Annotated in this window: 22 protein-coding genes; 5 read left to right on the forward strand and 17 right to left on the reverse strand. The window is 40.9% G+C overall.

Features of this window, described 5'->3' with window-relative positions; genetic code table 11:
• Window positions 1-297: 297 nt before the first annotated feature.
• The 10 genes from HPE56_RS19800 to glgP all read right to left on the reverse strand — a co-directional run bounded on the left by HPE56_RS19800 (window position 298) and on the right by glgP (window position 9724).
• On the reverse strand, window positions 298-1227 hold the full coding sequence (locus HPE56_RS19800; protein WP_188245482.1) for a DUF3078 domain-containing protein: 930 nt from the start codon (window positions 1225-1227) through the stop codon (window positions 298-300).
• A gap of 76 nt (window positions 1228-1303) precedes the next feature.
• Window positions 1304-1810, reverse strand: a complete 507-nt coding sequence (locus HPE56_RS19805) for a DUF2480 family protein (RefSeq protein WP_188245483.1) — start codon at window positions 1808-1810, stop codon at window positions 1304-1306.
• Between the two features lie 43 nt (window positions 1811-1853).
• Entirely contained in the window at window positions 1854-2180 is a 327-nt protein-coding gene (locus tag HPE56_RS19810) for a DUF59 domain-containing protein (RefSeq protein WP_188245484.1), read from the reverse strand.
• Between the two features lie 10 nt (window positions 2181-2190).
• Window positions 2191-2613: a SufE family protein gene (locus tag HPE56_RS19815; RefSeq protein WP_188245485.1), complete on the reverse strand. Its 423-nt coding sequence runs from the start codon at window positions 2611-2613 to the stop codon at window positions 2191-2193.
• 79 nt (window positions 2614-2692) lie between these two features.
• Window positions 2693-3919 (reverse strand): aminotransferase class V-fold PLP-dependent enzyme, encoded by a 1227-nt coding sequence (locus HPE56_RS19820; protein ID WP_188245486.1) that lies wholly within the window; start codon window positions 3917-3919, stop codon window positions 2693-2695.
• A 1-nt stretch (window position 3920) separates the two neighbouring features.
• Window positions 3921-5237, reverse strand: a complete 1317-nt coding sequence (sufD, locus tag HPE56_RS19825) for a Fe-S cluster assembly protein SufD (RefSeq protein WP_188245487.1) — start codon at window positions 5235-5237, stop codon at window positions 3921-3923.
• 57 nt (window positions 5238-5294) lie between these two features.
• Entirely contained in the window at window positions 5295-6047 is a 753-nt protein-coding gene (gene sufC, locus HPE56_RS19830; RefSeq protein ID WP_188245488.1) for a Fe-S cluster assembly ATPase SufC, read from the reverse strand.
• A 19-nt stretch (window positions 6048-6066) separates the two neighbouring features.
• Window positions 6067-7512 carry a Fe-S cluster assembly protein SufB gene (gene sufB, locus HPE56_RS19835; RefSeq protein ID WP_188245489.1) on the reverse strand — a complete coding sequence of 482 codons (1446 nt, stop codon included), beginning with the start codon at window positions 7510-7512 and terminating at the stop codon, window positions 6067-6069.
• Window positions 7513-7520: 8 nt separating this feature from the next.
• A complete protein-coding gene (locus HPE56_RS19840; protein ID WP_188245490.1) occupies window positions 7521-7850 on the reverse strand; it encodes a HesB/IscA family protein in 330 nt (109 codons plus the stop codon).
• A gap of 230 nt (window positions 7851-8080) precedes the next feature.
• Window positions 8081-9724 (reverse strand): alpha-glucan family phosphorylase, encoded by a 1644-nt coding sequence (glgP, locus tag HPE56_RS19845; protein WP_188245491.1) that lies wholly within the window; start codon window positions 9722-9724, stop codon window positions 8081-8083.
• Between the two features lie 226 nt (window positions 9725-9950).
• On the opposite strand from glgP, the gene thiL reads away from it, so the two are divergent.
• Window positions 9951-11000 (forward strand): thiamine-phosphate kinase, encoded by a 1050-nt coding sequence (gene thiL, locus HPE56_RS19850; RefSeq protein ID WP_188245492.1) that lies wholly within the window; start codon window positions 9951-9953, stop codon window positions 10998-11000.
• Here the strand turns inward: thiL and HPE56_RS19855 are convergent, their stop codons facing one another.
• The gene (locus tag HPE56_RS19855) at window positions 11001-11219 is read right to left on the reverse strand and encodes a hypothetical protein (protein ID WP_109648352.1); all 219 of its coding nucleotides are present in this window, start codon (window positions 11217-11219) and stop codon (window positions 11001-11003) included.
• Window positions 11220-11484: 265 nt separating this feature from the next.
• On the opposite strand from HPE56_RS19855, the gene brnQ reads away from it, so the two are divergent.
• From brnQ to HPE56_RS19870, 3 genes are all read left to right on the forward strand, one after another.
• Window positions 11485-12750, forward strand: a complete 1266-nt coding sequence (brnQ, locus tag HPE56_RS19860; protein ID WP_188245493.1) for a branched-chain amino acid transport system II carrier protein — start codon at window positions 11485-11487, stop codon at window positions 12748-12750.
• Between the two features lie 166 nt (window positions 12751-12916).
• Complete coding sequence (locus HPE56_RS19865; protein WP_188245494.1) at window positions 12917-13156, forward strand: hypothetical protein; 240 nt, start codon at window positions 12917-12919, stop codon at window positions 13154-13156.
• Between the two features lie 99 nt (window positions 13157-13255).
• Entirely contained in the window at window positions 13256-14707 is a 1452-nt protein-coding gene (locus HPE56_RS19870; protein WP_188245495.1) for a sodium:solute symporter family protein, read from the forward strand.
• A 263-nt stretch (window positions 14708-14970) separates the two neighbouring features.
• Here HPE56_RS19870 and HPE56_RS19875 read toward each other — a convergent pair whose 3' ends face one another.
• The 6 genes from HPE56_RS19875 to HPE56_RS19900 all read right to left on the reverse strand — a co-directional run bounded on the left by HPE56_RS19875 (window position 14971) and on the right by HPE56_RS19900 (window position 20434).
• Window positions 14971-15531 carry a carboxymuconolactone decarboxylase family protein gene (locus HPE56_RS19875; RefSeq protein WP_188245496.1) on the reverse strand — a complete coding sequence of 187 codons (561 nt, stop codon included), beginning with the start codon at window positions 15529-15531 and terminating at the stop codon, window positions 14971-14973.
• Window positions 15532-15598: 67 nt separating this feature from the next.
• The gene (locus HPE56_RS19880) at window positions 15599-16162 is read right to left on the reverse strand and encodes a TetR/AcrR family transcriptional regulator (protein WP_188245497.1); all 564 of its coding nucleotides are present in this window, start codon (window positions 16160-16162) and stop codon (window positions 15599-15601) included.
• A gap of 409 nt (window positions 16163-16571) precedes the next feature.
• Window positions 16572-18239 (reverse strand): SulP family inorganic anion transporter, encoded by a 1668-nt coding sequence (locus HPE56_RS19885; RefSeq protein ID WP_188245498.1) that lies wholly within the window; start codon window positions 18237-18239, stop codon window positions 16572-16574.
• 165 nt (window positions 18240-18404) lie between these two features.
• Window positions 18405-18740: a glycosyl hydrolase 53 family protein gene (locus tag HPE56_RS19890; protein ID WP_188245499.1), complete on the reverse strand. Its 336-nt coding sequence runs from the start codon at window positions 18738-18740 to the stop codon at window positions 18405-18407.
• Window positions 18707-18976 carry a glycosyl hydrolase 53 family protein gene (locus HPE56_RS19895; RefSeq protein ID WP_188245500.1) on the reverse strand — a complete coding sequence of 90 codons (270 nt, stop codon included), beginning with the start codon at window positions 18974-18976 and terminating at the stop codon, window positions 18707-18709. The genes HPE56_RS19890 and HPE56_RS19895 overlap by 34 nt, the downstream gene beginning before the upstream one ends.
• Window positions 18977-19141: 165 nt before the next feature.
• Window positions 19142-20434, reverse strand: a complete 1293-nt coding sequence (locus HPE56_RS19900; RefSeq protein ID WP_188245501.1) for an aminopeptidase P family protein — start codon at window positions 20432-20434, stop codon at window positions 19142-19144.
• 163 nt (window positions 20435-20597) lie between these two features.
• On the opposite strand from HPE56_RS19900, the gene HPE56_RS19905 reads away from it, so the two are divergent.
• Window positions 20598-23759 (forward strand): VPS10 domain-containing protein, encoded by a 3162-nt coding sequence (locus HPE56_RS19905; protein WP_188245502.1) that lies wholly within the window; start codon window positions 20598-20600, stop codon window positions 23757-23759.
• Window positions 23760-23792: the final 33 nt, after the last annotated feature.

Consider the following 23792-nt stretch of genomic DNA (forward strand, 5'->3'; position numbering starts at 1 on the left):
TGGAAAATTCGGTAAACTTGCCATACACTTTAACAAGTTATGCTACAAATCCAGTAGGATTCACAACAATAATTTACTTTTCAATATCAATGCCATTACATTCGTAGTGTATTTATGATTTATTATCGCGTCCCAATCGGATTATGAGTTAACCTATAAATAAGTATTTGGAATTAGTCCGTTCAAAATTGACAACTAGGATACAATGTTTGACTAACTAATTCGATCAAAACCTACTTAATAAAAAAGTCCTGACGAATTCGTCAGGACTTTTTATTATTATAAATCTATTGGGGATTAAAAGGCGTAGTTCAGGCCAAATAACCAATACGTCTGTAATTTATCATCAATATTATCGAAAGTAGCGGCAGCATCAGGTGTTGGTCCGTTCAAAGCATAATTAAGCGCTTCCTGCTTATTATCCCTTAGTCCAAACTCAAAACCTAGTCCAATCCCATTCCAAATGGTGTAACCGAAAGAGTTGATCCAAGTCCAGTTGGACAAATCTGACGATTTATAGCTTTGGAACATAGAAAGATTGGTCTTGAAGTTTACTTTACCTATTTTTCGGGTGTAATCGGCAACGATCTTGGCACCAAGGGAAGATTCGAAAATATCATCCTCACTACTGAAAACAAAATTATAGTTTAAAGGGTGGATCACCACTACCAAATCGGTAATTGGTGTCCATGTAGCACCAACACCTATATCCAAATACCCTGGATCGTTGAAGTTGCTTAAAATGGTAGTTCTGTATTCCGCTAAGGTTGATATGGCGAATTTTTCACTGATTTTTCGCCCGTAAAGTGATGTAATGTTAAATACATCCGTAGCTTGCTTAAAGCTATCATCGTCAGCAGGGTCATCCTTGTCATCGAATTTCACCCAACCCAAGTTGATGTTTCCAGAGTTTCTCCAGAAAAACTTCTCTTGGTTAAGATTGGCAAAACCATTGATCGTAACCCCAATATTACCGGCATCGGAATTGGCGGCATCTTTTGAATACCAATTGTTGAAACTGGAAAGGTTGGCCCCAATAGTCCCAAATGCCCCTTTTTTCCAACCTGGAAGGGCATTGATTTGTGCTTGTAGGGCGTCTACCCTACCTTGAATTGCAGCTATCGAATCCTTTTTAGGTCCTTGCAAGGCCTTAAGTTCATCGGCAGTCTGCGCGTAAGTAGCCGATAAGGCCAAAAACGCAGTTAATGTTACTACTAAATTTTTCATAATGCTTAGTGTTTAATTATGTTATGAAGCGCAAAAATAAGCATTGTTAACAATAAACAATTACCGTTATCAACAATTATCCCTTTTTATACAATGGCACGGAAGAGCAAGCCTCACCGTACATAACGCTTTTTGCAACCGGTAATAATTTTGAAGTTATAAACAAATATGCATTTTGCGGAACAGGTTTGTTACTGCACCCTTTGATTATTACAGGCCGGCCCTCGTAGGCAGAAACATCAAGGTCCTCAATAATGGATTGATACAGGGAAGTTTCCAAGGTTTCCAGGTTTCCTTGCACCACTCTTTTTGCATAAGGATGTAGCTTGGTACTAATAAGCATATAGGCCCATCCTGGGATGATGGCATCGGTAGAACAGTCTACCGCAATGTATTTATCTTGATACTGTTTCCAATCGTGTTCGGCAATACTAGCCCGGAAATCCTTTTCCCTCAATACAAAACCTTCGTAAAGCCAGTCCTTGATATCCAGGAAAACGCGTTCCCCAATAGGGTAATAATCTTCCAAGTCAATGGTCTTCAATTGACTTTGGGCCACACGGTTGACAATTTCCTTTTCCATGGACTATACGTTTTAAAAATAGATGTATCCTAAAAAGGCGCTACTAAAGTAATCCCAATTCCAATTTTGCCTCTTCACTCATTAAATCCTGGGTCCAAGGGGGATCAAAGGTTATTTCGACGATGGCATTCTTTACGGCATTCAGCGATTTCACTTTCTCCTCTACTTCAACAGGAAGGGTTTCTGCCACAGGGCAATTCGGTGAGGTAAGGGTCATTAAGATCTTGACATCCCTAACCTCATTGACAAAAACATCATAAATCAATCCCAGTTCATAAATATCAACGGGAATCTCAGGATCATAAATTGTTTTTAATACCTGTACTATTTTCTCGCCCAATTCTTGGGTGTTTATTGCTGCTTCGCTCATTTTTCTAGATTTAGTTCAATTGTGTCTGGTACGCAATGGCATACATCTTCAATTGTTTCACCATACTCACCAAGCCATTTGCCCGGGTTGGGGACAAATGCTCTTTCAATCCAATCTCATCTATAAATTTGGTATCGGAATCTATTATATCCTGAGGTTTCTGATTGCTAAATACACGAATCAAAATGGCGATTATCCCTTTGGTGATTATGGCATCACTATCAGCCGTAAATACCAACTTATCCCCTTCCAATTCCGCGTGTACCCAAACCTTACTTTGACAACCTTTAATGATATTGCCATCGATTTTGTACTTCTCGTCTATCAAAGGAAGGGATTTACCCAACTCTATCATGTATTCATAGCGCTGCATCCAATCCTCGAACATTGAGAATTCATCTACTATTTCCTCCTGAATTTCCTTTATACCCATTACCTGATTTTATACAAAAATACAATAAGTATTATACCTTTTCAATACTATGCCAAGACCAGCTGCTTTGCTACTTTGTTCAAAGCAACATTGCCTTGGCCCGTTTTATTCCGGCAACCAAAACATCGACCTCATCCTTGGTATTATAAAAACTTAAACTGGCACGTACGGTACCCGGAATCTTATAGAAGTCCATTATTGGTTGGGCACAATGGTGTCCTGTACGAACAGCGATTCCCAATTTATCCAGAATGGAGCCCATATCATACGGGTGTATCCCCTCTATATTAAAGGAAATCACGGATGTTTTAGATTTTGACGTCCCGTAAATACGTAATCCCTCGATGGTCAACAATTGCTCGGTTGCATAGTGAAGAAGTTCATGTTCATAAGCTGCAATCTCCTTAAAACCAATGGCATTCATATAATCCAAGGCTGCACCAAAGGCGATTCCTCCACAAATATTGGGTGTACCCGCTTCAAACTTATGGGGTAAATCGGCATATGTGGTTTTTGCAAAGGTGACTTCGGCAATCATTTCACCACCTCCTTGATAGGGAGGTAATTTATTGAGCCATTCTTCCTTGCCGTACAACATACCCTCTCCTGTAGGGCCACACATTTTATGGGCGGAAACGGTATAAAAATCAACATCCAATTCCTGTACATCCGCTTTAATGTGGGGTGCGGCCTGTGCACCGTCTATCAATACCGCAGCACCCACTTCATGGGCTGCATCGATTATTGTTTTGATCGGATTTACCGTTCCCAAGGCGTTAGACACGTGGTTACAGAAAACCAATTTGGTTTCCCCTGACAATAATTTATAGTATTCATCCAAAAGCAATTCCCCCTCCTCACTCATGGGAATTACCTTTAAGATTGCCCCGGTGCGTTCGCACAGCATCTGCCAAGGAACGATATTGGAATGGTGTTCCATGGCCGAAACGATAAGTTCATCCCCTGCCTTTAAAATAGACGAAAAGCCATTTGCCACTAGATTGATACTATGCGTGGTTCCTGAAGTGAAAATGACCTCATAGGGCTTCGCCGCGTTAAAATGCTTTTGGATCTTAATACGCGCCTGTTCGTATTTATCGGTCGCTTCTTGCGATAACGCATGTACACCCCGATGTATATTGGCATTGTAATTACTATAATAATCTACAATGACATCGATTACCTGTTGTGGTGTCTGCGAAGTTGCCGCATTGTCAAAATAGACCAAAGGATTCCCATTGACCTTACGGTTCAGAATCGGAAAATCTTTTCGGATTGTTATTGGATTAAAAGTCGTTTTTTCCATTTCACAAATCAAAACCCAAACGGACTCCCAGCTTTTCGGCTATAAGTCGGTTTATACTTGTTTTTAGCTCGGAAATACGAACACTTTCCAACACATTATTGGCAAAAGCGTACATCAACAAAGCCCGGGCCTCTTTTTTAGGGATACCACGCGATTGCAAATAGAATAGTGCATCCTCATCCAATTGCCCAATGGTACAACCATGGGAACATTTAACGTCATCAGCAAAAATCTCCAATTGTGGTTTAGTGTTTATCGTTGCCTTGTCGCTGATCAAAATATTATTGTTCTGCTGAAAGGCATTGGTCTTTTGGGCAATCTTATCAACAATGATCTTTCCGTTGAAGACCCCTGTGGAATTTTCCCCATAAACCCCCTTATAGTCTTGATGACTTTCGCAGTTTGGTTCAATATGATGAACCAAAGTATGATGGTCTACATGTTGTTTATCCCCCAAAATGGTAATCCCTTTCATGGTAGAATCGATATACTCCCCATTCTGGTAGAAGTTCAGGTTGTTTCTTGTGAGTTTACCCCCGAAAGAAAAGGTATGTACTTTTACTACGCTATTACTTTTTTGATTGATATAGGTATTGTCGATCAAAGAAGCGGTTTTGGCATCGTTCTGTATCTTGTAATAATCGATAATGGCATTTTTTGCCGCAAAAATCTCGGTTACCACATTAGTCAATACCTCATTCGTTGTTAAACTCTGATGCCTTTCGATGACCTGAAGCTCAGCATTCTCCTCAGCAATAATCAAATTCCTGGGCTGAATCATCAAGGACGCCTCGTTACCTGTAGAGAAATGTACGATTTCCACCGGTTTTTTGGGCATCTTGTTCTTTGGAATATAAATAAAGGCCCCTTCCCTACTAAATGCAGTATTCAACGTGGTCAAGGAATCATCCTTGGAAGCCACCTTATTAAAATACACATCGATATACTGCTTGTACATGGGTTTGGTCAAAGCCGCACTCATTAAACAAATATCGACCCCGTCGTGGGTCGTTTCAGAAAGAAAAGAAGAATAAATACCATCGACAAAAACAATTTTGAAGGTATCGATCTCTTGAAGAAAATACTTCTTCACTTGTTTATTTTCCAAGGCATTTACCTCTTTTGGGAAAATACTGAAATCTATTTTTTGAAGACTTTTCAAGGAAGTATACTTCCAAGCTTCCTCTTTTTTGGTGGGAAACCCTTTCTCCTCAAAGTTCTTGAACGCTTCAGACCTGATATCATGCACTGGGTGCTCAACATCGATATTGTTCTCGAACGCCATGAAAGAAGAAATCAATTTATCTTTTAAATCCATATCAATTCTATTGGTAGTTGGCACTTACATACTGCCGACCGTACTGCTTACTGCTGTTTATACCGCTGTCTCTTGTTTGAGCCAATCGTATCCTTTTTCCTCTAACTCATGGGCCAATTCCTTAGTGCCCGATTTTACGATTTTACCTTGGTGCAATACATGCACAAAATCAGGGACTATATACTCGAGAAGACGCTGGTAATGCGTGATTACGATTACCGCGTTATCCTTGTTCTTTAATTTATTCACCCCATTGGCCACAATACGCAGGGCATCAATATCGAGACCGGAGTCGGTTTCATCCAAGATAGCCAACTTGGGTTCTAACATGGCCATTTGAAAAATCTCGTTCCGCTTCTTCTCCCCACCTGAAAAACCTTCATTCAAAGAACGGGACAAAAATTTACGGTCAATCTCCAATAACTCGGCTTTATCCCGTATCATTTTCAACATATCCTTTGCTGGCATATCGTCTAAACCTTTTGCCTTGCGACCTTCATTGATGGCCGTTTTCATAAAATTGGTGACGGACACCCCAGGAATCTCAACAGGATACTGAAAAGAAAGAAAGATACCTTTATGAGCCCTTTCCTCAGGAGACGAATCTTCCAGGTTTTCACCCTCAAGAACCACACTGCCCTCAGTTACCTCATATTCCTCTTTACCTGCAATGACCGAAGCCAAGGTGCTTTTTCCCGATCCGTTGGGACCCATTATGGCATGTACTTCCCCTGCTTTGACCTCAAGGTTTATGCCTTTTAGAATTTCGTTATTTTCAATACCTGCATGCAGGTTGCTAATTTTTAACATCTTCTACTTTTTATAAATTTTATCCAACTGAGCCTTCTAGGCTTATTTCCAATAATTTTTGTGCTTCTACGGCAAATTCCATAGGTAGTTTATTCAAAACCTCCTTACTGAAACCATTTACGATCAATGCTATGGCCTTTTCGGTATCGATACCACGTTGATTACAGTAAAAAATCTGGTCTTCACCTATCTTACTGGTTGTGGCCTCATGCTCAATTTGAGCCGTTTTATTCTTTACTTCGATATAGGGGAACGTATGTGCTCCACAATCGTTACCCATTAATAAGGAATCGCATTGTGAAAAATTCCTGGCATTCTTTGCACGACTGTTCACCTGTACCAAACCGCGATAGCTGTTCTGCGATTTACCTGCAGAGATTCCTTTTGATATGATCGTACTTCGGGTATTCTTGCCAATATGAATCATCTTGGTACCTGTATCGGCCTGCTGATAATTATTGGTTACTGCGATGGAATAGAATTCGCCGATTGAATTATCCCCTTTTAGGATACAGGATGGGTATTTCCAAGTAACGGCAGATCCCGTTTCGACCTGTGTCCAGGAAATTTTTGAATTTCTATGGCAAATTCCCCTTTTGGTAACAAAATTGAAAACCCCTCCTTTACCTTCCTTATCACCGGGATACCAGTTTTGTACCGTTGAGTATTTTATTTCTGCATCATCCAACGCAATCAACTCGACCACAGCGGCATGCAATTGGTTTTCGTCTCTCGAAGGAGCTGTACAACCTTCCAGATAACTAACATAACTACCTTCATCAGCAATGACCAATGTTCTTTCGAACTGACCGGTTCCTGCTTGGTTGATCCTAAAATAAGTTGACAATTCCATCGGGCAACGAACACCTTTTGGAATATAACAGAAAGATCCATCGGAGAAAACCGCTGCATTTAGGGCCGCATAGAAATTATCTTTTTGGGGCACTACAGAACCCATATACTTTTTCACAAGTTCCGGATGTTCTTTAATAGCTTCGGAAATGGAACAAAAAATGATTCCTTTTTCCGCCAAGGTCTTTTTAAAGGTCGTTGCCACGGAAACAGAGTCCATAACAATATCCACCGCAACCCCTGCCAATTTTTTTTGTTCATCCAAAGAAATCCCGAGCCTCTTGAAGGTATCCAATAATTCAGGATCAACCTCATCCAAACTATCGTATTTAGGTTTACTGTTTGGGGCAGAGTAATAGGATATTGCCTGAAAATCAGGTTTTGGATAGGTAATATTGGCCCATTTGGGTTCTTCCATGAGCTTCCAAGCCTTAAAGGCTTCCAATCGCCATTGGGTCATCCATTCGGGCTCCTCTTTCTTTTTGGAAATCGCAATGACAATCTCCTCATTCAGTCCGACAGGGAAAGTATCCGATTCAATATCCGTATAGAAACCATATTCATATTCCTTGGTCTCGAGTTCCTTCTTTAATTCCTCTTCGGTATATGCCATATTTTATTTTATAATGAAAAGCTTTCCCCACACCCACAGGTACGCTGTGCATTGGGGTTGTTAAAAACAAAACCTTTCCCGTTCAATCCTCCGGAATATTCCAAAACCGTTCCGGCGAGATATAAAAAGCTTTTTTTATCGACTATTATCCGTACTCCGTTATCCTCAAAAACCTTGTCGGTATCGGCTATTGATTTATCAAAATCCAATTCGTAAGAAAGTCCACTACACCCTCCACTTTTAACGCCGACCCTAACATAATCCTTGGCAGCATCAAAGCCACCCTCTGTCATTAGGCCAATCACCTTTTGTTTAGCTGTTTCTGAAACTTGTATCATTATTTGTTTTGATTCTAAATAGTTTACAAATATAAGTTATAAGTAGGGTTCTACAATAAAACCTAACATTATTATAACGTATACATTCATAAGGGTTATCTATTGCAACCCTGGGCCGTAAGAAACCCACATGTCAAATTGTGCCCTTTTCAATAAAAAAAATAGCTTTGCATCAGTAGGTGAAGTATTCAAAATACCCACGAACCAATAATACTTCAAATGGGCTGGATTTATTTGTAAAGTTCCTCGTAATACTGCCTGGCCATACGGTTACTACCGAACTCTGGCAGCACGTCATCAATGCTATTGAATACTATTTCCTGCCATTTCTTAGGCTTTTCATAATACGTGGGCAACACCTTATTCTCAAGAATATCATACAAATTTTCGCTGTCAATCTTATCTTGATCCCACGTAGGTAAATTTTGATCTATCACTGGAAAAACAAAGGAGTTTATACCATCTCTGGAGAATTCCGGCATCCAACCATCGTTTGACGAGACATTCACTGAACCGTTCATGGCCGCAGTCATCCCGCTAGTCCCTGACGCTTCCCTTGTAATTCTTGGAGTATTCAGCCAAATATCGGATCCGCATTTCAATTTACGTGACAATTCGATTTCGTAGCCTACCAACACCGCCAAGTTCGATTTCTGTTTGGAATAATGCACTAAATGATTGAAAATATCAATGGCATAAAAATCGTATGGATAGGGTTTTCCAGCCCAAATGATCTGTACGGGATATTTTTCATTATTGACTAGTCTTTCAAAACGTTCTAGGTCATTGAGCAACAAATCGGCCCTTTTATACCCTGCAAATCGTCTTGCCCAAACCATCGTCAATACATTGGGATCAAAAAGTTTATTGGTTTGGTTTAAAACCGCATTAAACAAATCTTTTTTCAGTTCAACCTTTCTTTTTGTATATAATTTAGCATCCTTTTTCTGATGCGCCTCTTCAATAACCTCATCTTGCCAGAACTTTTGGTTCTGGGCATTGGTTATGGGGATGATCTCACTGATACCGGAATAGTCCTTCCACATATCTCGGGATACCTTGGCGTGCAACTTGGATACCGCATTTGATTTTTTGGCCATTCTTAAGGCAGAAACCGTATAATTGATCATTCCACCGTTGACCATCTCTTGCTGTAGTTCTGGCTCAGAAAGATATCTTCCAAAGAAGCCACAACGATTCAAATGACGTCCATCGCGCTCCTCATTACCCGCCTTTTCAGGGGTATGTGTTGTAAATACCATTTGGTCTTTTTTCACACCCTTGTCACGTAGGTAATAAAATGCAGGCAAGGCATGCCCTTCGTTGAGATGGTACATATCGGCACCTCCCAAGGCCTCAACTATTTTAGCCCCACCAATTCCCAAAACGATACTTTGGGAAATACGGGTCAAATAATTGGAATCGTATAAATGATTGGTGATCGTCTTGGACAAATAATCATTTCCTTCAACATCGGTGGTTAACAAATACATGGGCACCGTACCGAATATCTCCGGTTTTAAAACCATAGCCCGGACCTTGACCGAAGGATTGTCGTGTAATTTAACTTCAACTTCAATACCGGAATCTTCTAGAAACGTATAGTTCTTTTCGATAAAATTGGTGCTCATGGTTTGATCCCCATTCCTCCCTTGGTCATAATAACCATATTTCCATAGCATTCCGATGCCAATCACATTCTGTTTGAGCTCATAAGCCGATCGCATATGCGATCCCGCTAAAAATCCGAGCCCACCAGAATATATCTTAAGGGCTTGGTGAATCCCAAATTCCATACTGAAATAGGCAACTTTCTTATTAAATTCCTTGGCTGGGGTGTATGGCTTATGCCATTGGTTATATTCAGAGGTCATATTCAATTTTTAACCAAAATTAATCAATATCACCTGTTATAGGGATTCTAACCAAGGAAAATTTATAGTTCCAGAGTCGGAATCCTTGGTGTTTTCCAATGTCCGGACCATTAAAAGACCCTTTAACATGTTGTTTATGAGGTTTTTAAGAAACACACAACAACAGTATCTGGTTCTTTTGTTCCCAAAATAATGATTCCTATAATATCCTTCTTATTTTTGCAAAATGCTGGAGAACAAGAATCAAGAGAAAACAGATTTGGAATCATTGGGGGAATTCGGTTTGATTGACCACCTTACCCAACAATTCACTATTGAACAAAAATCAACAATAAAAGGCATCGGTGATGATGCGGCCGTACTGGATTTTAAGGATAATAAGACCGTAATCTCTACCGATCTTTTGATTGAGGGGGTTCACTTTGACCTCAGTTATATGCCCTTGAAACATTTAGGCTACAAGGCGGTAATGGTCAACCTTTCAGATATTTATGCAATGAATGCAAAGGCGACCCAAATAACGGTATCCTTAGCGGTTTCGAACCGATTTCCGCTAGAGGCTTTGGAAGAGCTTTATGCCGGTATTGCCATGGCAGCAAAAATTTATAATGTCGATTTGGTCGGGGGAGACACCACCTCATCACAAACCGGACTTATCATTAGTATTACCGCAATCGGAGAGGCAAAAGAAAAAGATATCGTATATCGCTCCGGGGCCAAGGAAAATGACCTTTTAGTAGTATCGGGCGATCTTGGCGGAGCCTACATGGGCTTACAAGTGTTAGAACGGGAAAAAGCGGTTTATAAGGTAAACCCGAACAACCAGCCCGATCTAGAACCGTATTCCTATATTGTGGAACGACAATTGAAACCCGAGGCCCGTAGGGATGTTTTCGATTTGTTTCGGAAATTGGAGGTGCACCCAACGGCTATGATCGATATCAGTGACGGACTTTCTTCCGAAATCCTACACCTGTGCAAGAACAGTAAATTGGGTTGTAATTTGTATGAAGATAAGATTCCTTTAGACCCAACGGTCATCTCAGCCTGTGAGGAATTTAATATAGACAGCACCCTAGTGGCACTTAGCGGTGGGGAGGATTATGAATTGTTATTCACTTTAGACCAAAAAGAATTCCCGAAAATAAAGGGCAATCCTAACCTAACAGTCGTGGGGCACATGACTGCTGAGAACGAAGGTGCGCACTTAGTTTCCAGGAATAACTCTAAAATTCCATTAACCGCTCAGGGTTGGAATTCATTTGCCAAAACATAATTAGGCTGCGTGATCCGCAGTACAATGTCTTCTTTGGTATATAGATTTTAAGGTATCGTTGATTTCTTGACGCTCAGGGGTCAAGACAGAAAGATCTCCGGTTTCACTTGTGGTCACTTCTTTACCACAATGAATACATTCATACTCCTTGATGTGTTGGGTGACTTTTTTGGTGACAGCATAATGGTGTCCGAAAATCTGGCAAATTACTTTCTTCATGATGTAGGTTTTTTAGGCGTGCATTCTTCCGATTTGAGGAAAAGGATAAATGCTGAATACTTTGATTAGGTCTTTTGTAAAAAGCGGTTCATGAATCACTTTATGCTATAACGTCTTATTCCTGTTATTTATTGGGATTAACCAAATTATTTATCTGTAAATTCGACGAAATACACTTTAATCGTCAAAAAGTTCATTTTTAACGTTGAAACACTTGGTTCTGCTCTTCGATTAAATAGTATCTTTGCGCCCGAAATTCCGACCCATGAACAAAACCAAGGAAACCCTAGTCACGGCTTTTGCCCTTTTCTCACTTTTCTTCGGAGCAGGAAATTTAATACTACCTCCATTACTCGGGTTTAAGTCGGGTGATTTTTGGTGGCTCGTTACCCTTGGGTTTTGTATTTCTGCCATATGCATTCCTATCATGGGTATTTTTGCCCATGCCCGCCTACAAGGTACCCTCTACGATTTCGGCAAGAAGGTATCCCCAAAATTCGCTTTGGTATTCGCCCTACTCATATATGCCATCGCTGCAGGACTACCCTCCCCACGTACAGCCTCCGTGACCCATGAAATTGCCATTCAGCCTTATTTTGACACCCCCTATATCCTAACGAGTGTTATTTATTTTACCTTGGTCTTTGTCTTTGTAATGAACCGATCAAAGATCCTGGACATTCTCGGTAAATTTTTGACCCCTGCCATTATTTTTATTCTATTGTTGATTATTGGCATTACCATATTTTCATACCCGATGGATTTTGGCGATACCGTTTTCCCTAATCCTTTTACCGCTGGAGTTTTGGAAGGGTACCAAACCTTTGACGCCATAGGCGCGGTGGTAGTAGGTGGCGTAATCATTGTTTCCATCAATCTAAAAAACAAGGAGGATTCCTTTCAAGAGAAAAGAGCCCTTGTACGAAGGGCTGGTTGGATCGCAGGATTTGCATTGCTATTGATTTATGCCGGACTCATTTTTACCGGTGCACTAATGCACAAAGAATTTGATGCTGATGTTTCACGCACGGCCATTTTAAACGGAATCAGTTTAAAAACCTTGGGCAACACAGCCAATCTGTTTTTGGGGATCTTGGTAAGTTTGGCCTGCTTTACCACAGCGGTAGGTATTGTTACCGGAACGGCCGATTTTATAAAATCAAGGTTTGACGATTCCCAAAAGGCTTTTACAATAACAGCCATATTGGGTTGTGTACTGGGCGTGGGCGTGGGGCAGTTCAATGTTGACTATATCATAGATGTCGCCTTACCCACACTCATGTTCATTTACCCCATAACCATCATTTTGATTGTATTGAATGTACTGCCCGAAAAATACACCTCTCCTTTGGTCTTTAAGGTGGTCGTTGGCACTACTTTTCTATTCAGTATTCCTGATTTTATAGGTAGTATTGGATATGGTGATTCTATTTCCACCATAAAGGAACTTATTCCTTTGAGTGTTTACAGTATGGGGTGGGTGTTACCGGCTATTATGGCTTTTATTGGGGTGAATGTGATAAAGAAATAAGGATGTCCTCCTCCATATTGGACTTATCCCATATTTCAACCAAAAATTCGAAAGGACCTATAGGGCACGGTAAGCAAAATAACCCGAGGCTTATTCAAAAATTGGGATAATTTTATTTTGGGAAACGACTTGCCCTATATTTGTAAATCCAAAAAAGGACTAAAAAATGGAACATTTTACACTTGCCAGGGTTATACATATCATTGCTGTGGTTTTATGGATAGGCGGTGTTAGCATGGTCACGACAGTGATCATTCCTGCCATTAAGAAAATGAAATCCAAAGAAGACCGCATTAAAACCTTTGAACAGATTGAAGGTAGGTTTGCCCTTCAGGCCAAAATCACTACCTTAATAACAACAGCCGGTGCAGTTGCCGGCAGCCATGGTTGGTTTTGGGTAAAGTAAAACTTCTTTAATAGCGTAAAGGAATCAAGCTTCATTTCAGCCCGCTATGATTAGCCAATAATAATCACTTATTTTTAAGACGTAAGCAATCCACCCCCTATGCCTAGTACAACCGTTACCATTATTCTTCTATCCTTATATGTTATCGGTCTTATCGTAATCGGCATACGCAATAGGAAAAGTGAAACCAGTGAGGATTTTTTTCTGGCCTCCCGAAAATTACCGGCTTGGTTGTTGGCGGTGACTTTTGTGGCATCGTGGTGGGGAGGTGGTTCTGCCATTGACTTAGTTGACCATGCCCATAAAAACGGACTTAGTTCCTTCTGGATTTATGGGGTGCCTGTACTTTTGGCAACGGCCCTCATGTTCCTATTCGCCAAAGGAATCCGCAATGTAGGCTCTATCTCCCAACCTCAACTTATGGAGCAACGCTACAACAACAAAGTATCCCTCTTGCTTACCATTTTTATCATCATTTTTATGGTGATTGGTTCTGCAGTTCAGGTTATTGTAGTGGGAAAATTTTTTCATGCTTTTTTTAATATCAGCTATGAGACCGGTGCCATACTGGGTACATCGATTGTATTGATATACTCCCTTTTTGGCGGGTTTAAAGGAGTTGTCCTTACGGATTTATTACAGTTTGTATTTTTTCTATTGACTGGAATACTGCTGTTTGATATCACCTACAATCAATCTGGAGGAATCGAAGCCGTAAAAGCCACGGCCATTGCGAACGAAAAGGTTGGTTATAGCTCATTTTTCAACAATGTGGGCGACAATCTGGCCTATGTAATTACATTTGGGACCTCTTGGATGATCCAAGCAAATATTTGGCAACGTATTTCTGCCGCTAAAAAGGCCATAGACGCTAAGAAAATGATGGTTATTAGTTTCTTAGCCTTTATTCCCCTATATCTTATGGTAACCTATACAGGCATGTTCGCCTCGGTACTTTATGAAACCGTACCTAAAAGTGGCATCGTTCCCGATCTGATCAGCAACATTCCCAATCCTATAATCAGTGCGGTTCTCTTTGTGGGATTAAGTGCCGCAATCATGTCCACAATGGATTCTCTTATCAATACCGGGGCACTTTCCTTAACGGTTGATGTGTACCAACGGCATATAAATCCCAATGCGAGTCCGGCCCATAATGTAACGATAGGTCGAATTTCGACCTTTCTCCTTGGTGCCTTGGCACTACTTATTGCCCTGAAGATACAATCGGTTTTACGAATTTCTTGGATCGGTTCCGATTTTCTTACCAGCGGGGCATTCATCCCTTTGATCTTAGGGTTTTTATGGGCGAAGGGGACCTCAAAAGCAGCCATTATCTCTATGTTGTTCGGGTTGTTGTTTTCAACCTACAATCTTTTGGTCGCACTTGGCATCGACTTGCCTGTAGCTTGGAAAACAGCATCAACAGAACAAGCGTTGATCGGCATCTCTATTTCGTTCTTCTTATATATTGCATTCAGTTTTCTGACGCAGGGTGATATGGAAAAAAGCAAAAAATTCATTGCTAAAGCCAATATCTTGAACAAATAATATGGTTGGGGAAAAGTACGGCGTAACTCTAATTTACCTGTTTTTTCAAAAACACTTCCAATACCTGCTTATAAACCGCCACAAGTTGTGCCCCTGTTAGGCCACTTATTTCATTAAAAACAATGGTAGGTAGTGAGTGCCTTACTTATGCCTGAAGACGCTCCAGTGATTAAGGCCCTGCAGCCAATTTATTTATTGGATTTGCATAAATCGAGGTTTCATATTCAATTCAACGCAGGTGTAAAGCCTGCGTTGAATTTTATTTAGGCATTCACTGATCTCTTCCAAGCAAATTTTTCAAAAGGCTTATCTACAGGAGTGTTTGCAATGTGATTGGTGTAATTACTGATTATTTTTTGAGACAACCCCAAGATGATTTCCAACACTTGTCTCTCTCCATAACCAGCGGCATAAAATGCTTGTAATTCTTCCGGCGTAACGTGTCCGCGATTACGAACGATTATTAGCGTCATTGTACGTAAGGCCTCTAATTTTGGATTCTCAAGAGGTGTCTCATTACGTAAAGACTCCGTAATGGTGTCATCTACCTTCATCATTTTCGCAATTGCAGTATGGGCAGGCACACAGTAATGACAGGCGTGTTCTACATTTATGGTTTGCCAGACTACAGTCAGTTCTTCCTTATCAAATGAAGAATCCGTAAACAATTTGTGTAGGGTTTGATAGCCTTCCAAAATACCTGGCGCCCCTGCTAATACTCCGTGTAAACCAGGAATCATTCCATTCGCTTTTAAGGATTGACCTAATAATTCCTTGCTTCCTTCTGGAGCAGTTTCAATGTTGTTGATTTTCAATGTTGTCATAATTTTAAATTTCAATTGTTATTAAATTATTTCTAAGCTATCGCTTAGTTTTGTTGTAAAAAAAATGTTATATGTTCCTAAACGTCATTTCTATATAATCCTCGAGTTCTTCTTTACTGTTTACCCTTGATGCTGCCGCAAGGCCGTGTTTGGCCAATAATAAATAATTGGCCTGTTTGCGTATGGTTACTTCATCTTTAGAGGAATCCAACCTTAATTTTTCGATGAAAATCGCTTTTAGCCCCTCCATGAAATCCACAATTTCCTTACGGATCACATCATCCTCTTTCTCGGCAAACTCATTATATGTATTTGTCACAAGGCACCCTTTCTGATTTCCCAATTCTTGTGATGCCCTAATGGAGTCATAAAAGAATTCCTTGATGTCTTCTACACCACGGGTAGCGGTTTTCAGTTTATTGAAAATCGCACTTACCTTTTGTTTATAACACTTCAAGCTTTCTTGAAAAACACCATGTTTACTCCCAAAACTGGAATAGATAGAGAATTGATTGATTCCCATTTCCTTCTCCAACATTCTGACAGAAGTCCCTTCATATCCGTTATGCCAAAACAAATGCATGGCTTTTTCAATAACCTCCTCCTCTATGTATTCTTTCTTTCTTGCCATTGCATTTGTAATACGATACAAAACTAAGCAATCGTTTAGTTATAAAAAACAATTTAACGATTCTTTTTGATTTCAAAACATTCACCACAAGGTTAACACCTCATTTTAAGCTTATTATATGTATCGGAGCCCATGAACAATTCGGTCTATTTATTGATTATTATGAAAGATTAAATCTCTGTCAGATTCAAATGGATGCTTTATAAAAACGCAATGGGATGGAAACCGTCCGATTACAATAACAGAAGCAACCAAATCACATTATTGAACAATATTACCCTTTTGTCCTATATCCTATTTATAGCATGTAAATATTGGTCAAATTCCAGCGTAATAAAGCACTAAAAACCTTCCATAGGCCGAAATATGATTTAAACTCCCCACTTGGGGACGGATGTATTAGACGCGTTTACGGATTCTGTTCATAATTGGATGGTGGGCGTTCCAAGATCTCCCGGGCTTTTTTTGTTGCCCCACTGAAACTATCGAAAATCAAGTCTTCCTTAATCAAATCGGTCAACTGGTATTTTTTGAATTTCGCTTTCACCTCCGGATTAAGTCCGGATAAGAGAATCGTAATGTCCTTGTTTCTCAAAATCTTTATGGTATCCTTTAAGTTATGCAATCCCGTCTGGTCAATAAATGAAACATGGCGCATTCTAATAATAAGGACCTTACACGTTAACCCAATCTCTTCAATCGCCTCCGAATATCTTCTTGCCGATGCAAAAAACAAAGGCCCGCTAATTTCATAGATATTCAAAGCAATAGGAAGGTCCGAATAGTTCTCGATCACATCGCTGTCTACAAAATCATCAATCCGTTTTTCACTGATATCCGCCATTCTCTTCATGAATAAAATGGCCGACAGGACAACCCCTACCTCTATGGCCAATGTCAAATCGAAGAATACGGTAATGAAAAAGGTGGTTAATAAAATGAGTGTATCAAAATAGGAACCTTTCAGAATAGAGGCGAAAGATCTCCATTCGCTCATATTATAAGCCACAACCATCAAAATACCCGCCAAGCAAGACATCGGGATCAGTTTCGCCCATTGTCCTAGAAATAGCATGATCAACAACAAAGTGATTGCGTGTACCATTCCTGATATCGGAGTCCTACCTCCATTCTTCACATTCGTTGCAGTACGTGCAATGGCCCCGGTTGCAGGAATACCCCCAAAAAACGGAGTTACGATATTAGCTATACCTTGTGCAATCAATTCTGTGTTAGACCGATGTTTGCCCCCGATCATACCATCGGAAACGACGGCTGATAGCAAGGACTCTATGCCTCCCAATAAGGCAATGGTAATGGCAGGTGCGATGTAATTCTGTAATTCATTCCATTGGAAATTAGGAATGGTAATATGAAAATTATTGGGAATGGCCCCAAAAAAAGTTTCAATGGTAGACACATCGAGTTTCAATATATGAACCAAAGGTGTTATAAGGATGATAGCCAAAAAGGAACCTGGCAGCTTTGTTGTAATCTTTTTTGAGAAAATGGTAATTAAAATGGTAATTGCGGTCAATGAGAATGCTATCCAATTTATTTGATCAAGGTTGGCAAAGTAGACCAGCCATTTCTCATGAAATTCGGAAGGCACTTTGTCTATAGGCAACCCTAAAGCGTCCTTGACCTGTGTCGAAAAAATAACCAAGGCGATACCACTTGTGAAACCAACTACCAATGGATGGGGAAAATATTTCAATAAAGCCCCAAGTTTCAATAAACCGAAAAGAATCAATATGACGCCCGCAAGGATTGTTGAAATGACCAAACCATCGATGCCGTATTGTTCAACAATGCCATAGACTATTACAATAAAGGCCCCCGTTGGCCCACCAATCTGAACCCGACTGCCCCCCAGTAACGAAATTAAAAATCCAGCAACTATTGCCGTGATCAATCCTTTTTCCGGCGACACCCCAGAGGCGACGGCAAAAGCAATGGCCAATGGTAAAGCCACGATACCCACGACGATACCTGATAAAATATCATTTGATATTTGTTTTCTGTCCAATCCAGATTTTAAAACCGAAAAGAATTTTGGTTTAAAAACATTCTTCATAATCTACGTCCTAATAAAATTCGTTCAAACTTAAATCAAAAATCCTTGTCCAATACACAGGCCTTAGCTTAGACTTTGTATGTACCGACCAAATATTCATTGTTACCCTTCTATTCTGTTATAGCTTTCCAATACACGATACCTTAACGCTACAACAACCCCTATCTAATCCATTTGAAATACGTGCATTACAGGTAGGGCCTTGTTATCAAAATCAAATAGTGCCTGGTTTTCCCAAGGTGAAGCCGCTGTGGACTCATTTCCTTTCCAAGCAATAAGCTCGCCCCCCCAGTAACAAAAACCTATTCCATGCTCCACTTCATTTGTCATAGTCCTTATTTGTTCCATAAAACTTTTTTGACCCGTTGCTGTCGCAGGATAATCCGGTAGTATCAATTGATCATTCGATCCTACGATAATATCCGTCCAATCATTCCAATCCAACGTAAAGGGATAGGCTGTTTCGGCTATGGGGACATCCTTAGAAAAGGTTTTACCCATAAACGCAAGCGAATGGTATTCACTCCGTTTGACTTTAGTATGTCCAGAAAATTGCGCTCTTTCCCTTCAAGGTTATAGAATACGGAATTTGTTTCCGATATTTCAGGATAACTTGAAATGTCAACCGCAGCAATGGTATTTGAATCTGTATACGACGTATCGAGCGAATGCACCTCATCCTTGGCGCAGGACACAAACACCAAAAAAGGCAATACAAATTGAATACTTTTATTCATTGCTCAAATAACAGAAAGCAGTCTAACCCCGTTGATCGGAATCCCCTACCTATGGTCGCTGGAGTATCAAAAATGGGTGTAACCACCTTACTTGCATCTGCGTATTGGATATTGGTCCAAGCATACTGCCCAATCACATTGCATAAAGTAACACACTTATGACAACTAAGCCTTCATCAATTCCTCTATCTCCTCTATCTCGATAGGGATATTGGCCATAAGGTTGAAAGGTTCCCCTTTTTCTTGGATAACCACATCATCCTCAATTCGAATACCCATATTCTCTTCCGGAATGTAAATGCCCGGTTCAACGGTAAAGACCATATTGGCCTTCATAGGGGATTTTAAGGGTCCATAATCATGGGTGTCCAATCCGATATGGTGACTGGTACCGTGCATAAAATACTTTTTATAGGCTGGCCAATTTTTATCCTCGTTTTGCACATCGGCCTTGTCCAATAAGCCCAAGCCCAATAGTTCCGAGGTCATGATATTACCAACTTCCTTATGATACTCAGCCCAATCGGTACCGGGCACCAACATATTCGTCGCTTCGTTTTTTACTCTTAATACGGCTTGGTATACTGCTTTCTGACGATCGGTAAACCTTCCATTTACCGGAATGGTCCTCGTGAGGTCACTGGAATAATTGGCATATTCGGCAGCAACATCCATCAACAACATATCTCCATCCTTACACTGCTGATTGTTCACGATATAATGAAGTACATTGGCATTGGCGCCCGAAGCTATAATCGGGGTATAGGCAAAACCTTTAGAGCGGTTACGGATAAACTCATGCAGAAGTTCAGCTTCAATTTCATATTCCCAAACACCCGGTTTTATAAAGCCCAATAATCTTCTAAATCCTTTTTCGGTAATATTGCAGGCTGTTTGCATCAGGTCGATTTCCTCAGGTTCCTTAACCCCTCTTATTTCCTGTAAGATTGGATTGCTTTTCGCCACTTTATGTCCTGGGAACTTCTGTTTGCAATCCCGGATAAAACGATCTTCACGGGTTTGGGTTTCCACGGACTGTCTGTAGTGTTCATTGGTATTGAAATATATCGTATCGGCCTCGGTCATTAAATTAAAAAAGACCTTGTCAAACTCACCCAACCAATAAATGGTCTCAATTCCTGATATTTCCGTTGCTTTTTCCTTGGTCAGTTTTTCACCTTCCCAAACTGCAATATGATCATTGGTCTCACGTACAAAAAGGACCTCCCGAAGTTTCTTGTCATGGGCATCCGGAAAAAGCAATAAAATGCTCTCTTCCTGATCGGCTCCGCTTAAATAAAAAATATCGCGATGTTGCTCAAAAGGCAAGGTACTATCCGCACTTACGGGATAGATATCGTTGGAATTAAATACTGCAATACTCGAAGGCTCCATTTTGGCCATGAATTTCCTGCGATTCTTAATAAAAAGTTCACTGCTGATCTGTTCGTATTTCATGTGGAATGTATTTGGACCACAAAATTAATAATTCCGATATGGAAAGGGTCAATTTCTAAATTTAATTATCTTAGTAAGGATAAATAAATCTCGGTGTCCCTATATATTCAACCTCGTTGGGGTTTTTTCAGTTGTGGGGGATCTTTTCAATTATGCACTTCCTATGAACCCAAGACCCAACATACTTCTCCTTGTTTTTTTGCTTACTTTCATTTGCAATGCCCAGACCGAATCCGAAACATTCAAAAACCTGAAATTCCGGTTTATCGGCCCTGAAGGAAACCGGACCATTGCCATTGCCGGAGTACCCGGAAATACTATGATCAATTATATCGGTGCCGCTTCCGGAGGTTTGTGGAAAACCTCGGATGGAGGGGTAACATGGAAATCGATTTTCGATGATCAGGATGTTTCATCAGTCGGTTCCTTAGCTATAGCCCCTACCAATCCCAATGTCATTTGGGTGGGTACAGGGGAAACTTTTATAATACGGCCTGCCCATGCCATGGGTGATGGTATCTACAAGTCTGAAGATTCAGGCAAGACATGGAAGAATATGGGCCTTGAAAAAACAGGCCGAATTGGTCGTGTGGTCGTTCACCCCACCAATCCCGACATCGTTTACGCCGCTGCCCTTGGACATACCTATGGACCCCAGCAGGAGCGCGGTGTGTACAAGACCGTTGATGGTGGCAAAAATTGGAAGCGCATACTTTTTATTGACGAAAACACCGGGGCTGCGGACATTGCCTTGGACCCTAAAAATCCAGATAGGTTATTGGTCGGCATGTGGTCTATCCTAATAAACACTTGGGGACTGAACAGTGGTGGTCCCGGTGGCGGCATCTACCGATCCCTTGACGGGGGTGATACTTGGCAAGCACTCTCAGAGAAAGGATTACCGGGAGGAAAGAATAATCCCGTTGGTAAAACGGGTGTTGCGATTTCGCATTCAGACCCCAATGTAGTCTACGCTCTTTTTGAAATTGATAGTCCATCCCTCTATAAATCGAATGACTTTGGTGAAACATGGACACTGCAAACGCGCAACCACGATATCAATGAGCGCGCACCCTACTATACCCGTATGGCAGTTTCCACCAAAGACCCCAATGAAATCTATTTTGCGAATGTAAAGTTCAGTACTTCGAAAGATGGTGGTAAAACCCTTAAAGGGGGCTATAAGGCAGGTGGTGACAACCATGATATTTGGATAGACCCCACTAACGCGGACCGTATATTGGTTGCCCATGACGGAGGTGCAAGTATAAGCCTTAATCACGGAAAAACCTTTCAAAGGGTTGTACTGCCCATCGCCCAAATGTACCATGTGGCCGTAGATGACCAAATACCTTATAACGTCTATGGAAACCGACAGGATGGATATTCCTATAAAGGTCCCAGCAATAGCCTGCAAGGATATATACCAATTGGTCTATGGAAAGGGGTGGGCGGATGTGAAAGTGGATTCGCCCAACCGGACCCCTTTGAAAACGATATTGTCTGGTCGGGTTGTTATGATGGTGGACTCCAAAGGTATAATGCCAAAACAGGACATTCACAAGATGTCCGAGTATGGCCTGAATCAGGTTATGGTTGGGCCCCTTCAGAAATGAAATACCGTTGGCATTGGAATTTTCCCCTTGCCTTTTCACCCCATGTAAAACATCGGGTATATGTAGGGAGTCAATATGTGCACAAAAGTGATGATAATGGTCAAAGCTGGCAGGTAATCAGTCCAGACCTTACCCTAAACGATAAATCGCACCAACAAAGTTCGGGAGGCATCGCCAAAGATAATCTAATGACCTTCGACGGATCCACCTTATATGCCATAGGGGAATCCGGATTGGAAGCCGGACTTATCTGGGTAGGAACCAATGACGGTCAAGTACAGCTTACACGAAACGGGGGTGAAAATTGGACCAACATGACCCAAAACATCCCCAACCTTCCAAAATGGGGTACCATATCCAATATAGAAACCTCACGGTATAAAAAAGGGGCTGTATACCTTAGTGTTGACTTACACCAAATGGGTGATTTTAATCCTTATATCTACAAAACAGAGGATTATGGGCAACATTGGAAGTTGATAAGTGGCAACATTCCAAAATCCGTACATAGTTTTGTGCATGTCATCAAAGAAGACCCAAAAAGGGAAGGTATGCTTTACGCTGGGGTCGATAATGGTTTGTATATCAGTCAAGACGATGGGGAACATTGGATGCGACTTCGCAATAACCTTCCCCCTGCACCGGTATATTGGCTTGAAATTCAGGAACGCTTTGATGATTTGGTTGTAGGCACCTACGGTAGGGGCTATTACATCCTTGATAATATTTCACCCCTGCGTGAATTCGATTTGGATGCCAAGGATAAAAAAGCCCATTTGTTCAGTTTACGACAAGCGTATCGATTTCAAGAGCGGGAAAGTATAAAAACCGATGGCCCTAGTAACAACGCCGGACAAAACCCTACGTATGGGGCCGATATCAACTATTATTTAAAAGATAGTACAGATCAAAAGGTGGAAATACAAATATTGGATGCCAACAATGAAATCATACGTACGTTAAAAGGTGAAAATGACAAAGGCATACATAGGACCGTATGGAATTTACGCTACGAACCCACGTACAAGCCCAAATTGAAGTCGACCCCACCCGGAAGACCTTGGGTACAACTCAATGGGGAAGGATGGCGCCCATTGGTTACATGGGATTTAGATCTTTGGCGTGGGCAATTCGGACCACGGGTAGTGCCCGACACCTATAAAGTAAAACTCATTATTGGGAAGGACGAATATGTCCGTGAATTAAAAGTTCTTAAGGACCCTTCTTCCGAGGGTACTTTGGAAAGTATTCAGGAACAAGTGGCTTTTTCGTTGGAATTAAGGGATGCCATGAACTATGCCGTTACCATGATCAACGATATTGAAACGATACGGGCCGAGTTGAATGAGGTCATTCCCAGCTTGAAACGTGAAAACGATATTCAACGTGCGACAGAGCTTCGGGAAATGGCCCAAAATATAGCAGGTACACTGTATGACATACAATTAACCGGTGCCCGTGAAGATGCCTTTAGGTCTCCAATGAAACTATATGGAAGATTGAGTGCCCTGGCAAGCGATATTGGTTCCAATGGGGTAGATTTTAAACCGACCGACCAACAACGCGAGGTCTATGCCATTTTCAACAAGCGTTTGGAAAACGTAAATGAAAAGTTTAAAAAGTTCATCAAGGTTGATGTAAAACAATTGAACTCCCAATTGAAAAAGAGCAAATATCAAATACACCTTAACAAGAAAATAAAATCCTAGTACGTGATTTTACCGGTTGGCCTATTCCTAACC

This window comes from Maribacter aquimaris (assembly GCF_014596745.1).
GTDB classification, from domain to species: Bacteria; Bacteroidota; Bacteroidia; order Flavobacteriales; family Flavobacteriaceae; genus Maribacter_A; species Maribacter_A aquimaris.